Below are 13,980 nucleotides of genomic sequence, written 5' to 3' on the forward strand. Positions count from 1 at the left end.
TCGGCGTTGACGACCAGTTCACCCCGGTGCACGGCCCCGTCGAAGCCGAGGAAGCTCAGGTTGATCAGCCGCAGCTGGTCCGGGCCGACCGGGCAGCCCGCGCGCCAGCTGTTCCCGAGCCGCTCGGCGGTGACGGGCTTGATGACGGCGACATAGGGCGCCAGACCGCTCCCCGCCGGCGCGGCGAGTTCCACGGTCTGCGTGCCGATGCCGGAGCCGGAGCCGACACCGGTGGCCGCCGGAGCCGGCGCGGCCACGGCGACGACCGCGGACAGCGTGAACGTGACGATGGCAAGAACTCTGGTTCTCAGTTTCATGATCGCCACACGCCCGACCCCGCCGAACGGCTGAGCCGGAGTCGGATTCACCACAGCGACGCAACCATTCGCGAACTTCGCCATCGGCGGGCAGCCGCTCGATCAGAACGCGCCGACCAGGATCAGCACGCCCAGCGCCACCAGCACCACGGGCAGCACGACGTGACCCCACCGGGCGAGTACCCGCGCCACGCCCGGCCGGGTCGCCAGGAACCGGCCCGCGGCACACCACACCGCCACGCCCGCCAGGAAGACCGTCACGTAGCCCACCAGCCCCGCGGCCCCGGTGGCGGCGAACGCCGGGACGTACACCCCGACGTTGTCGCCACCGTCGGCGAAGCACACCGTGGCGATTCCGAGCACGCCGGCCGCCGGTGACGGCTCGTCGTCGCCCTGACGCCACGCCCGCCAGGCCGCGCGGATGCCGAGCAGCACCGGCAGCACGCCCAGCCAGCGGACCGCGCCCGCCGGCAGCAGCCCGGCGCCGAGCGCGCCCGCGACCGACACCGCCAGGATCGCCGCGAAGCCCAGGAACTGCCCCACCACGACCTTGAGCTCACCGCGGCGGCCGGCCGCCTGGCCGAAGAACACCGCGAGCAGCACCAGGTCGTCGACGTTCGTCACCGCGAACATCGCGGCCGCACGCCCGAGCAGTCCGGCGTCCACACCCACCTCCGCGGTCCCGTGCCGATCGCTCCCCATCCGACCACAGGCACGGCCACCCGGTTGTGTGGCAACGATTACCTGCCACCGGAGGCCGGCCTGCTTCCGGCCGGATCGGTAAATCGGTTGGCGGCGGCCGGTGCGGCACAGGACGATCCTGCGCATGCCCGCCGTCACGCGCCGCAGCTACGCCGGACCGGCCGACCTGCGGGCCATGCAGAGCCTGGCCCAGCGGATCTGGTCGAAGTCGAGTTCGGTGCACGTCGGGGATCTCGCGTGGCAGCGGTTCCAGCACGCCGGCCGGGACGCCGAGTGGCCGACGGTGCTGTGGGAAGCGGATGGCGAAGTCGTCGCGTGGGGCTGGATTTCGCTACCCGGTGAACTCGCGCTGCTCGTGGATCCGGCGCGCCCCGGACTCGCGTCCGAGGTGCTCGCCTGGTTCGAAGACACCGCTTCCGCGGCCGAGCTCGCTGTCACCGTGCTCGACGCCGAGAAGCATGTCGTCGCCGCGCTGGAGCGTTGCGGTTACGCGCGTCAGGAGAGTTCCGTTTTCCAGTCGTATATGTCTCGCCTCCTCGTGGATCTGCCCGAACCGATCGTGCCCGCGGGCTTCACGCTCCGGCCGGCCGGCCCGGACGATCTGGACCGCCGCGTGGCCGTGCACCGCACGGTCTGGCACCCGTCGAGGGTGACCGGACCGAGCTACCGGACCGTCATGGCCGCCTGGCCGTACCGGACCGAGCTGGACTGGGTCGTGGAGGCACCCGACGGCCGGTTCGCCGCCCAGTGCCTGATCTGGCTCGACGAACGCCATGCTGTCGGCGAGCTGGAGCCCGTCGGAACCTTGCCGGAGTTCCGTCGCACCGGGCTCGCCCGCGCGGTGTGCCTCGCCGCGCTGCGCGCGGCCCACCACGCCGGCGCTCGCGAAGCCGTCGTGTATCCGGTGCTCAATCATCCGAAGTCCGCAGGTGCCCTCCCTCTGTATCGCGCGTTGGGCTTCCGCCCGTATGCCCGCACCCTCACCTTCACGCGAGCCCGCCGTCGTATCCCTCCTTCCCCGGGGCCCGCGTCCCCGGAGGGCGCTCACGGACGAACGTAGCGCCCCGCGGTCGCCGGATGTCCGATTCGATGGTGCCCGGCGGCCGGTTGTCCACAGGCGGGCCCACTTGTGGACAACCCCGTGGATTTCTTTGCTGGGGCCCAGAAATCGTCGGTGCCGCGCGATAGTGTCGAGACGGGGGGCGCCCCCGCGGGCTGGAGGTGGCCGGCGTCGAGAAGCCCGGCAGATTCAGGTGAGCGTCGCGAGGTCGCGGCCGCACCAGAGCAGGTTCGGATGCCATCGCGGGCCGCCGCGAAAAGGAACGTCGCAGCAAGATCGGCGCGACATTGTGCGGCAAGAACGCGCGCAACAGATCCCCTCGACCCGCTCAGCAACGACGTGCGTCAACCACGCGTTGAGCAGAATCCACCAAAGCTCAGGTCAGCGTCGCCAGGTCGCGGCCGCAGCAGAGCAAGTTCGGATGCCATCGCGGGCCATCGCGAAGAGGAACATCGCGGCAAGATCGGCGCGACATTGTGCGGCAACAACGCGCGCAACAGATTTCCCTCCACCCGCTCAGCAACGACGTGCGTCAACGACGCGTTGAGCAGGATCCACCAAAGCTCAGGTGAGCGTCGCCAGGTCGGTGAAGAAAGCCGCCCGGCAAGCGGCGATCAGGCGCTCGACTTCCGGCCCCAACGGACGGTCTTCGTCCACCGGCGGCACGACCGATCGCACCCACCCATAACCCGCGCGCACCCCGGCCACCCCGTCCCCGCCGGCCAAGTAGCGCGCCTGGGACACCGTGATCAGCTCACAAGCCGTGATCGCGAAAAGATGGGCTGCCGCAGCGCGCAATTGCTCGCCGGCCGCTGACGCGAACGCTTGCACGTCCTCTTGACCGGCCGATGTGTCGATCGAACCGAGCGTCGCCGGGGTCGCGAGCCGCCGCAGTGCCTGCAATTCGCCCGCCGCTCGCTTGTGCAGCGGCACCAATCCCGCCCGCGGTCCCGGGTCGGCCGTGAGCTGCGGCGGCAGCCCGCTGAACCGCTCGTCCAGCAACCGGTGCGTCCGCTGCACCGAAATCTCGCCGAGGTGCACCAGCGCGGCCGTCACCGCGTCCATCCGCAACCCCAGGTCCACCGCGTGGTACGCCGTCCCCGGCACGAACGAACCGTCGACGAATGACGGCGAATCGGCCGGCATCGTCTCCCAGCGTCGCCGGGTTTCGTGCAATTCACCGTTGACGCGGGAAGCGTGCGCCAGCGCCCGCGGTGCGACCCGCACCGACAGCGGCGCCTGCACCACGCCGGGCCGCACCGGGCCGACGCCCACCAGCCCGGTCAGCTCGTGCAGCACCGCACTCAAGTGGTCGTCGCCACCCGCCATGACCGGGGAAAACACCGCACGCGGCGCGCCGAGGACGTCGATCGCCATCGCCGCGGTCAGCGTCTGCAGGTCGATCAGCTGCCGGGTTTCGGTCCAGCCGCGCGCGGAGTGCATCACCGCCAGCGGAGAGCCCTGGAGCAGCGAAGCGCCTTCTTTCGGCCCAAGGACATAAGGCGCCGCACCACGCGCAGCGAGCGCCGAAGCGGCCGGCACTTCGACGCCGTCCTCCAAGACCGTGCCGAGGCCGAGGAACGTCTGGAACGCATGGGAGAGCGCGATGATCTCGCCCGAACTGCCGAGCCCGAAGCGCGGGACCGCCGGCGTGAAGCCGTCGTTCAGGCGGTCCACGAGGAACTGGACCAGCTCGGCGCTCACCCCCGACCAGGGCCGCAGGAAGTCGCGCAGCCGGACGACGAGCAGCGCACGGACGTCTTCTGGTGGCAGCCACGGCGGTCCGCCGACCGCACGGCCGATCAGCAGGTTCCGCTGGTGCTCGGCCTGCTGGTCCGCGTCGAGCGCGACCCCCGCCAGCCGGCCCATCCCCGTGGTGACCCCGTAGACCGGCTCGTCCCGGTCCGCAAGGGCTGTCAAGACCTCGTTCCGGCGCCGCCTCAGGGCTTCTACCAGCGGTTTGTCCAGAACCAGCCGTTCACTGTCGGCGAACTCGCTGTCGGAGACGATCATCGGTAGGGCAGCATGGTGCCGACGCCGGAAGCCTCGGCACGGGTGAGGATCATGTCCGCCACCGCAACGTCCGTTGTGGACAGACCGCGGTGCCAGAACAGGATCCGTTCGGCGTCGTGCTCGCGGCCGGGTTTGCTGCCCGCCACGATGTCGCCGATCTCGGCGTGGACGTTGTCCTCGGTGAGGAGGCCGGCGTTGAGCTGCGGGCGCAGGGCGCCGAACCGCGGGTTGCCGGACCGCGATTCGCGCCAGTCGTCGACGACGACCTTGTCGACGTCGTCGAGCAGCGTGAGCTCGAGCGCGCTGATCGTGCCGTAGGGCACCAGGAAGGTGCCCGGCCGGAGGAACTCGCGGCGCACCAGCGCCTCGGGCTCGACGAGCCGGGAGGCCTCGACCTGGATGTCCGCGCCGTCCAGGGTCTCCTCGGCCGTGGCGCAGACGCGGACGTCCTTGCCGAGCCGCTCGGACAGCCGGCGGCCGAAGTCCTCGCGTGACTCCGGGCGCTTGCTGGTCACGCGGATCTCGGCGAAGTCGAACAAGGAGTCCAGCAGCACGACGTTCCACCAGGCGGTACCGCGGGCGCCGATGTGCCCGAGCACCCGTGCGTCCGGGCGGGCCAGGTACTTCGCGCCGACGGCGGTCATCGCTCCGGTGCGGGCCTCGGTGATCATCGTGCCGTCGACGATGGCCCGCGGCATGCCGGTGTCCGGGTCGAGCAACAGGATCAACGCCATTTCCGAAGGGAGGCCCCGTTCGAAATTCCCCACGAAGTCACCGACGACCTTCACGCCGCTGACCTGCTTCGCGGAGAGGTGACCGCGGAGGATGTTGAAGTGGCCCTTGCCGCCGTTGTCCGGCACGAGGTGCGTACGCGGCTCGAAGACGACCTGGCCGCGGCCGTGGTCGGCGAGCACGTCCTCGACCGCGCCGACGATGTCGGCGTCCGTGATGCCGAGCGCGTCGATGTCGGCACCGGTCAGGTACCGGAGCCAGACGGACGTCACCGGGCGAGGTCCTCGATGACCTCCGCGCCGGGCAGGGCGGCCAGCGCGGTGCCGGAGATCAGCAGCTTGCTGCCGCGGATCCCGCTGCCGATGACGAGCTCGGGCGCTTCGGCGACGCGGCGGTCGAGCAGGATGGGCCATTCGGCGGGCAGGCCGACCGGCGTGATGCCGCCGTACTCCATCCCGGTCAGGGCGACGGCTTCGTCCATCGGCGCGAACGACGCCTTGCGGACGTCGAGGCGGCGCTTGATCACGCCGTTGACGTCGGCGCGGGTGGTCGCGAGCACGAGCGCGGCCGCGAAGCGGACTTCGCCCGCGCGCTTGCCGGCGACGACGACGCAGTTCGCGGACGCTTCGAGCGGCGAGCCGTAGGCCTCGCAGAAGGCGGCGGTGTCGGCGAGCGAGGGGTCGATCTCCGCGACGCCGACGGCGTCCGGGTCGGCGAGCGCGGCCAACGCCTTGGCCACGGGCTCGGCGAGCAGGTCAGTACGCGTGGGGGCGGGAACGACGGTGAGGCTCCCGGCGATGGTCCAGGTCACCCCGCCAGGGTAACCGTGCTGATGGTTGCCTACCCGACCACAGTCACGGCCGACGGCCGGCGAGAAACGGTCACCCGCCGAGGGTCGGCCGGATCGGCGGCTACCAGCTGGAGCCGCCGCGCTGGACCTCGATCAGCTTCGGGCGGACGTCCACGATGTAGACGAGCGCCGCGGCCATCGCGGGCACGTAGAAGATCATCCCGGGGCCCATCACGGGGAACAGCACCATGGCGAGCGTCGCGCCGCCGGTGATCAGCATCCAGATGGGCTTGGTTTTGCGGTCGGCCGCGGAGTACGCGTCGGCGCGCTGGAGCAGCGCGTGCACGAAGGCGAAGAGCCCGACCAGCGCGCTGCCCCAGTGGATGACATTGAGGATCCAGATGGCGACTAGCACAGCGACAGCTTACGGCAAACCACCCGAACGACCCCGGCCCCGCCACCGCGGGGGCGGTGGCGGGGCCGGGAGTTCACAGCGATGTCACTTGTCGGTCTTCGGCGTGGCCGGCTTCTTCGCGGCGGCGCCGGTGGTGCTCGACGTGGTCGTGCGGCGGGCCGGGGCGGCCGTCTTCGGGGCCGTCTTGTTCGCGACCCGGCGGCTCGCCGAGCGGGTCTCGTGGGCGACGTCGTCACCCAGCTCCTCGATGGCGTCGGCCGCTTCGCCGGCGACCTCGGTCACCTTGCGGGCGGTCTTCTCGCCGGCCGAACGGGTGCGCTTGGTCACCTTCGCCAGCACGCCGTCGACGCGCTCGCGGACCTCGGTGGTCACGTCCTCGACCTGGCCCTGCGCGGTGGTCAGGGCCTCTTCGAGCTGCTCGATGGCCTTCTTGACCTGCGGCTGCGCGGCGATCTTGTCCCACGCCTGCTCGCCCGACTCGGCCAGCTTGTTGTACAGCTTGAGCGCGGCCTCGGTGTACTCGTCGATGACCTTGCGCAGCTCGGCCGGGTCCAGCTTCTCGCGGAGGCTCTCGACGTCGGTCGGCAGCTCCTGCAGGTTCTTGCGGGCGGTCTCGCTGCCCTTGGTCACGTTCTCCTTGGCCTTCGCCACGGCGTCGGTGACGGCGTGGGTGGCCAGGTTGCCGGCGCCGAGCGCGGCGAGCAGCGGGGTGCGGACCTGGTCGAGGGCGGTGGTGACGGCCTTCTTGACGTCTTCGGTCTTGGGGGTGGTCATGCTGACTCCTTGGGGTTCGCGGCTGAAGATGTGTCTGGGGTTTCCGGGGCGGGAGAGGCGGCCGGCCGTGCCGCGGCGTTCTCCCGGCGGAAGGATTCGTAGACGTCGAGCAGGACCTGCTTCTGCCGTTCGGTCAGCTCGGCGTCGGCGCGGATCGCGTCGCCCACCGGCCCGCCCGTCGGCAGGTCGAGGATCCCGGCCTGCACGTACAGCGCTTCCGCCGAAATGCGCAGGCCCTTGGCGATCTGCTGCAGGATCTCCGCGCTGGGCTTGCGCACCCCGCGCTCGATCTGGCTCAGGTACGGGTTGGACACGCCGGCGAGCTTCGACAGCTGGCGCAACGAAATCTTCGCGGTGTTGCGCTGCTGGCGGATGTACTCGCCGATGTCGGAAGCGATGTCCGCGACCTTCTCCATGGGACTGCCGGATCCTGACGTCCCATCGGTCTCTGCCATCCGGTCACCTCCTCGCGACACTTTCGACGGTACGCGCGAGTGCTAGCTATTGCAAGCACTCTGCTTGCAACCATCGGGTGTGACGCTCACCGCTACCGTGGTCCCATGACGCGCTCGGCCCGGCTGCGGCGACGCCTCGTCGAGCACCTCCTCGACGAGGACGTCCTGCACGCGCCGGAGTGGATCGCCGCCTTCCGCACGGTGCCGCGCCACGTCTTCCTGCCGCGGTTCTTCGTGCCGGCCGGCGGGCTGTGGGCGGCGGTCGACCGCGGCGACCCGGGCTGGCTGGAGACCGTCTACTCCCGCGACGTGCTGGTGACGCAGCTCGACGACGACCCGGACCGCTGGGAGCTCGCCCGGCGCGACGGCCCGGTGGCGGGCACGCCGACGAGTTCGTCGAGCATGCCCTCGATCATGGCGATCATGCTCGAGGAGCTGCGGGTGCGCGACGGGCACCGCGTACTCGAGATCGGCACCGGCACCGGGTACAACGCCGCGCTGCTGAGCCACCGCTGCGGGAGCGGTCAAGTGTCCACAGTGGACATCGACCCGGCGATCGTCGCGGCCGCGCGCGAGCGACTGGCCACGGCGGGGTACCACCCGGCGTGCGCGGTGGGCGACGGCGCGCTCGGCTTCCCGGCCGGCACGCTCTTCGACCGGGTGCTGTGCACGGCTTCGGTGTCGGAGGTCCCCCTCCCGTGGCTGGCGCAGACCAAACCGGGCGGGCTGATCGTGACGACGCTGAACCGCCCGATCGGCGCCGGGCTGGTCCGGCTCGTCGCCGGCGAGGACGGCAGCGCGCAGGGCCGCGTCCTCGTGCGCGACGGCCGCTTCATGCCGCTGCGCGCGCACCGGCTACCCGAGACGGGCCCGCTGCCGATGCCCTCGCGCGGCGACTGGGAGCAGACGCGGCTGCCGATGTCGACCGTGCTCCAGCCCCGTCAGCAGTTCGAATTCTTCGCGGGACTGGCGTTGCCCGGCGTCCGGCCGGTGCGCGAGGGCGGCGACGACGCGCCGGGGGTCGCGCTGGTCCACCCGGACGGCTCGTGGGTCCGCCACCGCAAGCGCGGCGGCGCGGACGAGGTGGCCCAGGGTGGCCCGCGGGCACTGTGGGAGCTCGCCGAGGCGGCCTTCGTCGAGTGGTGCGAGCTGGGCAAGCCGGACCGCGACCGGTTCGGCGTGACGGTGACCGGCGACCGCCAGGAGTTCTGGCTCGACTCCCCCGGCGGCCGCACCTGGCCGCTGCTCCCCGGCTAGGGCAGCCGGGCGCGGATCCACTTCTCCACGTGGTCGGCCGTCGCCTCCGTGGTGACGTCCGTGGTGTCGAAGAGCTCGACGCCCAGCTCGGGCGCCGACTTCCGCAGCCAGTCGTTGAACTCCAGCATCTCGTCGATCCGCTGCTCGTCCCACTCCCGCCACGCCGGGCGCGCCCGCAGCCGCGCCCGCAGGGACGACGGCGAGCCGACCAGCGCCAGGTAGTGGATGTCGCTGAAGAACGCGCGCTCCGGCAGCGGCTCGAACTCCGGGGGCGCCACCGTGCCGCACAGCACGACCGGGCGGCCGTTCTGGTGCAGCACCGCCGCCATCCGCAACCAGATGGAACGGAACGCCGTGACGTCGTCGTGCAGCGCGCTGATCCAGAGGATGTCCTGCTCCAGCACGACGACGTCGCCGGCGAACCGGTCGGCCAGCAGCGGCCCCATCGTCGACTTCCCGGCACCGCTCGGGCCGGTCAGCGCGAACAGCGGCAGCTTCCGGAACGGCCACTCGTGCCCGCACTTCGCGCACGTGACGATCGAGCCCGAGACGACCGGGCGGTCCGCCCGGTCGCCACAGGCCGGGCAGATCCGCAGGTCGAGCCCCACTTCAGTCGAAGAGGTTCTCGAGGAAGCTGCGCTTGCGGTGGCCGTGCCCCTGGGCGTGTCCGTACGGGCGCGGCGAGTCCGAGTACCCGCCGCGGTGCGGCCGCGGCGAGTCGGCGTAGCCACCGCGGTACGCCTTGGGCGAGTCCGGGTGGCCGCCGCGGTAGGGGCGCGGCGAGTCAGGACGGCCGTAGTGCGCCGTCTGCGCCGGACCGGACTGGTAGGGCGGCGGCTGCTGGCCGTAGAACGAGCTCTCCGCACCGACGATCGCCTCGAGCTCGCCGCGGTCCAGGAAGATCCCGCGGCAGCCGTCGCACTGGTCGATGTGGATGCCGTTCTTGTCGACGGTCCGCATCTGGTTCTGACACTTCGGACAAATCACACCGCAGAGCCTACGCAAAAACGCGTCAGCAGGCGCAGAGGCAGAAGGGGTGTCCGACCGGATCGGCGTAGACGCGGAACGTCTTCGGGTTGTCGTCGAGCAGCTTCGCCCCCAGCCCGAGCACGCGCTCGTGCGCCGCTTCCATGTCCGTGACGTTCAGGTCCAGGTGCATCTGCTGCGGGTTCTCCGCGGACGGCCAGGCCGGCGGCCGGTAGTCGGGCACCCGCTGGAACGCGATGCCCGCGCCACCCGCGGGGTTGGCCAGCGTCGCCCAGTGCCCGTCCTCGGTCACTTCGGGCGCTTCCCACTCCAGCACCGCGCGGTAGAACTCGGCCAGCGCCGCCGGGTCGGGGCAGTCGAGGGCCACCACGCCCAGCGTCGGTACCGCACTCATCGTCGCTCCCTTCGATCGTGAGTAACCAGCAAAGTGATTATGTGGGTTAGCACACCCGATGGCAACCGCCGTACACTCGGTAAGTGCACACCGACGCCTCCCTCGTGGTGGAGTTCCTCAACACGGTCAACGTCGAAGAGGGCACCGACCTGCTCGAAGATCCCGAGCGGTGGCGCGAGTGGGCGGCCGCGCACGAGCTGGCGGCCAATCCGGCCGCGGAGGCCCGCGCGGCACGGGACGCCCTGCGCGCGGCGATCGGCGACCCGCGACTGCCCGGCGGCAGCGACGGCACCGTCAACGTCGGCACCCGGATCTCCTTGACCGCGGACGGGCCGGCCCTGGTCGCGGACGACGTCGTCGGCGCGGTGTTCATCGCCTGCGCCCGGCTGGTCGTGCGCGGCGACTGGATCCGGCTGAAGATCTGCCCCGCCGACACCTGCCTGTGGGCGTTCTACGACGAGTCGCGCAACCGCTCGCGCACGTGGTGCTCGATGCGCGTCTGCGGCAACCGGGAGAAGGCGCGGGGCTGGCGCGCGCGTGCCGCGGCGGGCTGACCGGACCTCATCCGAGCGGCGGACACTCGAACGGTTGTGGACAACTTGGGGACGAAGCACCACATATCCACGCCCCGGACGGCCCCGGCCCCACACGTTGTGGACAGCCGTTAGGCCATCACCGTGAAAAGCTGTGGATAACCCGGGGGATAACTCAGCTTCCTGTGGACAACTGGTTTGAAGGTCCCCCGGGTGTGGTATAGAACTCGGCCGTCAGAACAGCAGCTCCGCGACGGCGTAGATGACGAGCCCGGCGAGCGCGCCCACCACCGTGCCGTTGATCCGGATGAACTGCAGGTCGCGGCCCACCTGGAGCTCGATCTTGCGCGACGTCTCCTCGGCGTCCCATCGCTCGACCGTGTCGGTGATGATCGTGGTGATCTCCCGTGAGTAGTTCTTCACGAGGTACGCCGCGGCCCCCTCGACCCAGCCGTCGGCCTTCGACCGCAGCTGGTCGTCGGTGATCAGCCGCTGCCCGAGCGAGGTGAGCCCGAGCCGGACGCGCCGGCGCAGCTCGCTCGACGGGTCCTCGGCCGCGGTCAGCAGCATCTCCTTCGCCGTGCTCCACGCCGAGCCGATCAGCCGCTGGACCTCCTCGTGGTGCACGAGCTGGCCCTTCACCTGCTCGGCGCGGGCCATCACGTCGGGGTTGGTCTGCAGGTCCTGGGCGAACTCGCCGAGGAACTTGTCCAGCGCCAGCCGCATCGGGTGGTTGACGTCGGTCTTCACCGCCCACGCGAAGGACAGCACCTCGCCGTAGACCTTGTCCGCGAGCATCTCGTCGACGAACTTCGGCGACCAGCTCGGCGCCCGGTCCGACACCACGCGCAGCATCGTCGTGTGGTTGTCGCGCACCCACTCGTAGCCGCGGTCGCACATCAGGTCCACGAGCTTGTGGTGCGCGCCGTCGGCGAACACGCCCTGCAGGATCTTGCCCAGCGGCGGGCCCCACGGCTTGTCGATGATCCGGCGCGCGACGGCCTGCTCCATGATCGCCTGGACGTCTTCGTCGCGGAGGACGCGAACGGCCGCCCGGACCACCGTGGCCAGCTCGGACGTCACGCGCTCGGCGTTGTCCGGCTCCGCGAGCCAGGCGCCGAGGCGCCGCGCGAGCTCGACGCGCTTGAGCTTGTCGCGCACGACCTCCTCGGACAGGAAGTTCGAGCCGACGAAGTCGCCGAGGCTGTTGCCCAGCGCGTCCTTCTTGTTCGGGATGATCGCCGTGTGCGGGATCTTCAGCCGCAGCGGGTGCCGGAACAGCGCCGTGACGGCGAACCAGTCGGCCAGCGCGCCGACCATGCCGGCTTCGGCCGCGGCGCGCACGTAGCCGACCCAGCCCGGCCAGCCGCTCGCCTGCGCCCAGCTGGTCAGCAGGAACACGAGCGTCGCGCCGAGCAGGAACGACAGCGCGACCAGCTTCATCTTGCGCAGGCCGCGCCGCTTTTCCTCTTCACCGGCCGCGCCGCCCGGTGGGTCGGCGGGCGTCACCTTCGCGGGGGTCAGTTGCTCCACATCGCCATTGTCCGTGAGGATGGCTGATCGTGCGCGAACCTGCTCTCGTCCCCCGGCTGCGGCCGTTCACCTCGACCATCTTCGCCGAGATGACGGCGCTGGCCGTCCGGCACGACGCCGTCAACCTCGGCCAGGGCTTCCCGGACACCGACGGCCCGGCCGGGATGCTCGAAGCGGCGAAGAACGCGCTGTTCGGCGGGGCCAACCAGTACCCGCCGGGGCCCGGGCGGCCCGAGCTGCGGGCCGCGATCGCGCGGCACCGGCTGCGCTACGGCACCGAGTACGACCCGGACACGGAGATCCTGGTCACCGCGGGCGCCACCGAGGCCATTGCGGCAGCGTTGCTGGCGCTGACCGAGCCCGGCGACGAGGTGATCGTCATCGAGCCGTACTACGACTCCTACGCCGCCGCGGTCGCGATGGCGGGCGCCGAGCGCCGGGTCGTCGGCCTGGTCGAGGGCGCGGACGGCCGGTTCGGCCTCGACGTCGACGGCCTGCGCGCCGCCGTCACGCCGCGGACCAGGGCGATCCTGGTCAACTCGCCGCACAACCCGACCGGGACCGTGTTCACCCGCGCCGAGCTGGAGGCGCTCGCCACGCTGTGCGTCGACCACGACCTGATCGCGATCTGCGACGAGGTCTACGAGCACCTGGTCTTCGATGACGCCGAGCACGTCCCGCTGGTCACGCTGCCCGGGATGCGGCCGCGGACGGTGAGCATCTCCAGCGCCGGCAAGACGTTCAACTGCACCGGCTGGAAGATCGGCTGGGTCTGCTCGACACCGGAGCTGGTGGCGGCGGTGAAGGCGGCGAAGCAGTTCATCACCTTCGTGTCCGGTGGGCCGCTGCAGCCGGCCGTCGCGCACGCGCTCGACCACGAGCTGCCCTGGGTCGACGGCCTGCGCGCGTCGCTGCAGGAGAAGCGCGACCGGCTTTCGGCGGGACTCGCGGACGCCGGGTTCGCCGTCCGGCCGACGGCGGGCACGTACTTCGTCTGCGTCGACGTGCGGCCGCTGGGCTTCACCGACGCCGCCGATCTGGCGTGGGAGCTGCCGGGCCGGGTCGGGGTCGCCGCGGTGCCGGTGAAGGTGTTCACCGATCACCCGGACGAGTGGAAACACCTGCTGCGTTTCGCGTTCTGCAAGCGCAACGAAGTCATCGACGAGGCCATCACCCGGTTGCGCAAACTGGTCTGATCACCACCGCCCGGTTGAGTAGACGTCGTCCGCGGCGCAAGCAGGCGCTCGGCCGGCGCCGCGGAGCCCGGACGGACCAACCGCCGCGTCCACCACTTGCCGCGTCTGCTCGTCACTCTCCGCATTGGTGGCGACCGCGGCCCGCACCGGCGGCGACGAGCGCGGGACGTCCGCGGCGCGCGGCCCCGCCTGCCGGGCCTCCGCCACGCCGGACGCCCTCGGGCCGTCCGGGCGAGGAGTGCGTGATCACGGACCGCAGCCGGAGCCCCGCGCGGTGCGGGTCGCGCGCTTTCGGCGCGGGGCAAGCGAAGCGGCGCGCGGAACCCGTTCGGCGCAGTGGCCGTCCCACATCCCGGTCAAATTCCGGTCACTTGGCCGGAACCGCGAAGTGCGCACCGAGCGGAACCGGATCGACACAAAGCGCACCCGGCGCGCGGAAACATCAGGTCAACGCCGGAGTGTGCAAATTGCAGCACTCGTCCGAATGGCCGTAGGCAAGCCTCCGAACGGCACTGAGAGTGATCAACTTGTCGGCCGCAGATGCCTTGCCCGACAGGGCCGTTGGGTCTTACGGGCTGGATCGAACGCGGGAGAGATGAAAGACTCCCGAGCGGTGCTAGAACGAGTGCAGCCCCGGGGGAACTGCGACCTGGCCGGAGAAAGACCCCAGCAAGGACAGGCTCGAGCGGAAATCGCGGAAGCCTCAGGCGCGGACGGTGGTGGTGGCGGTGAGCAGCACGGCGAACGCGCGCCGCAACGCTCCCGTTCGGCCTGCGCTCACCCGGGGTGAACCGGTTTCTCGCCACGCGCGCGTACGCGCGC

15 protein-coding genes and 1 pseudogene are annotated in these 13,980 nt (G+C 71.1%); 4 read left to right on the forward strand and 12 right to left on the reverse strand.

The annotated features are described in order from the left end of the window. A pseudogene (locus tag CCN39_RS39390) lies at positions 1 to 401 on the reverse strand (hypothetical protein); the annotation flags it as partial. A gap of 18 nt (positions 402 to 419) precedes the next feature. Further along, the gene (locus tag CCN39_RS39395; RefSeq protein ID WP_086851101.1) at positions 420 to 983 is read right to left on the reverse strand and encodes a cadmium resistance transporter; all 564 of its coding nucleotides are present in this window, start codon (positions 981 to 983) and stop codon (positions 420 to 422) included. A gap of 160 nt (positions 984 to 1,143) precedes the next feature. Between CCN39_RS39395 and CCN39_RS39400 the strand changes: the two genes are divergently transcribed. Further along, positions 1,144 to 2,079, forward strand: a complete 936-nt coding sequence (locus CCN39_RS39400; RefSeq protein WP_086851102.1) for a GNAT family N-acetyltransferase — start codon at positions 1,144 to 1,146, stop codon at positions 2,077 to 2,079. Positions 2,080 to 2,643: 564 nt separating this feature from the next. Here CCN39_RS39400 and CCN39_RS39405 read toward each other — a convergent pair. The 6 genes from CCN39_RS39405 to CCN39_RS39430 form a co-directional block, all read right to left on the reverse strand. Then, complete coding sequence (locus CCN39_RS39405) at positions 2,644 to 4,092, reverse strand: aromatic amino acid lyase (protein ID WP_086851104.1); 1,449 nt, start codon at positions 4,090 to 4,092, stop codon at positions 2,644 to 2,646. Then, the gene (locus CCN39_RS39410; protein ID WP_086851106.1) at positions 4,089 to 5,096 is read right to left on the reverse strand and encodes an ornithine cyclodeaminase family protein; all 1,008 of its coding nucleotides are present in this window, start codon (positions 5,094 to 5,096) and stop codon (positions 4,089 to 4,091) included. Before CCN39_RS39410 ends, CCN39_RS39405 begins: the two co-directional genes overlap by 4 nt. Then, complete coding sequence (locus tag CCN39_RS39415; RefSeq protein WP_086851108.1) at positions 5,093 to 5,635, reverse strand: YbaK/EbsC family protein; 543 nt, start codon at positions 5,633 to 5,635, stop codon at positions 5,093 to 5,095. Before CCN39_RS39415 ends, CCN39_RS39410 begins: the two co-directional genes overlap by 4 nt. A 100-nt stretch (positions 5,636 to 5,735) precedes the next feature. After that, positions 5,736 to 6,029 carry a DUF2516 family protein gene (locus CCN39_RS39420; RefSeq protein WP_013222364.1) on the reverse strand — a complete coding sequence of 98 codons (294 nt, stop codon included), beginning with the start codon at positions 6,027 to 6,029 and terminating at the stop codon, positions 5,736 to 5,738. Positions 6,030 to 6,113: 84 nt separating this feature from the next. Continuing rightward, complete coding sequence (locus CCN39_RS39425; RefSeq protein ID WP_086851109.1) at positions 6,114 to 6,803, reverse strand: hypothetical protein; 690 nt, start codon at positions 6,801 to 6,803, stop codon at positions 6,114 to 6,116. Then, complete coding sequence (locus tag CCN39_RS39430) at positions 6,800 to 7,219, reverse strand: helix-turn-helix domain-containing protein (protein ID WP_086851112.1); 420 nt, start codon at positions 7,217 to 7,219, stop codon at positions 6,800 to 6,802. Before CCN39_RS39430 ends, CCN39_RS39425 begins: the two co-directional genes overlap by 4 nt. 144 nt (positions 7,220 to 7,363) lie before the next feature. Here CCN39_RS39430 and CCN39_RS39435 point away from each other — a divergent pair, with 144 nt between their 5' ends. Continuing rightward, positions 7,364 to 8,515: a methyltransferase domain-containing protein gene (locus CCN39_RS39435; RefSeq protein ID WP_086851114.1), complete on the forward strand. Its 1,152-nt coding sequence runs from the start codon at positions 7,364 to 7,366 to the stop codon at positions 8,513 to 8,515. Here the strand turns inward: CCN39_RS39435 and CCN39_RS39440 are convergent. From CCN39_RS39440 to CCN39_RS39450, 3 genes are read right to left on the reverse strand one after another with little or no spacing between them, the layout of a single operon-like run. Further along, on the reverse strand, positions 8,512 to 9,123 hold the full coding sequence (locus CCN39_RS39440; protein WP_086851116.1) for a P-loop nucleotide/nucleoside kinase family protein: 612 nt from the start codon (positions 9,121 to 9,123) through the stop codon (positions 8,512 to 8,514). The two genes, CCN39_RS39435 and CCN39_RS39440, sit on opposite strands and share 4 nt — an antisense overlap. Before the next feature lies 1 nt (position 9,124). Next, positions 9,125 to 9,520, reverse strand: coding sequence for a TFIIB-type zinc ribbon-containing protein (locus CCN39_RS39445; protein ID WP_086851118.1), 396 nt, complete (start codon positions 9,518 to 9,520; stop codon positions 9,125 to 9,127). A gap of 7 nt (positions 9,521 to 9,527) precedes the next feature. Next, positions 9,528 to 9,896, reverse strand: coding sequence for a VOC family protein (locus tag CCN39_RS39450; protein ID WP_086851123.1), 369 nt, complete (start codon positions 9,894 to 9,896; stop codon positions 9,528 to 9,530). 83 nt (positions 9,897 to 9,979) lie between these two features. Between CCN39_RS39450 and CCN39_RS39455 the strand changes: the two genes are divergently transcribed. Continuing rightward, entirely contained in the window at positions 9,980 to 10,450 is a 471-nt protein-coding gene (locus tag CCN39_RS39455; RefSeq protein WP_086851125.1) for a CGNR zinc finger domain-containing protein, read from the forward strand. 213 nt (positions 10,451 to 10,663) lie between these two features. Here the strand turns inward: CCN39_RS39455 and CCN39_RS39460 are convergent, their stop codons facing one another. Continuing rightward, positions 10,664 to 11,962, reverse strand: a complete 1,299-nt coding sequence (locus CCN39_RS39460) for a DUF445 domain-containing protein (protein ID WP_086851128.1) — start codon at positions 11,960 to 11,962, stop codon at positions 10,664 to 10,666. A 29-nt stretch (positions 11,963 to 11,991) separates the two neighbouring features. Here CCN39_RS39460 and CCN39_RS39465 point away from each other — a divergent pair, with 29 nt between their 5' ends. After that, complete coding sequence (locus CCN39_RS39465; protein WP_086851130.1) at positions 11,992 to 13,158, forward strand: pyridoxal phosphate-dependent aminotransferase; 1,167 nt, start codon at positions 11,992 to 11,994, stop codon at positions 13,156 to 13,158. The last annotated feature ends 822 nt before the right edge of the window (positions 13,159 to 13,980 follow it).

It is taken from the genome of Amycolatopsis kentuckyensis (assembly GCF_002155975.1).
GTDB classification, from domain to species: Bacteria; Actinomycetota; Actinomycetes; order Mycobacteriales; family Pseudonocardiaceae; genus Amycolatopsis; species Amycolatopsis kentuckyensis.

Bases quoted from the DNA above. Each gene is read 5' to 3' on its own strand.
- CCN39_RS39405 (WP_086851104.1), bottom strand. From the start codon at position 4,092: ATGATCGTCTCCGACAGCGAGTTCGCCGACAGTGAACGGCTGGTTCTG.
- CCN39_RS39435 (WP_086851114.1), top strand. From the start codon at position 7,364: ATGACGCGCTCGGCCCGGCTGCGGCGACGCCTCGTCGAGCACCTCCTC.
- CCN39_RS39430 (WP_086851112.1), bottom strand. From the start codon at position 7,219: ATGGAGAAGGTCGCGGACATCGCTTCCGACATCGGCGAGTACATCCGC.
- CCN39_RS39450 (WP_086851123.1), bottom strand. From the start codon at position 9,896: ATGAGTGCGGTACCGACGCTGGGCGTGGTGGCCCTCGACTGCCCCGAC.
- CCN39_RS39425 (WP_086851109.1), bottom strand. From the start codon at position 6,803: ATGACCACCCCCAAGACCGAAGACGTCAAGAAGGCCGTCACCACCGCC.
- CCN39_RS39400 (WP_086851102.1), top strand. From the start codon at position 1,144: ATGCCCGCCGTCACGCGCCGCAGCTACGCCGGACCGGCCGACCTGCGG.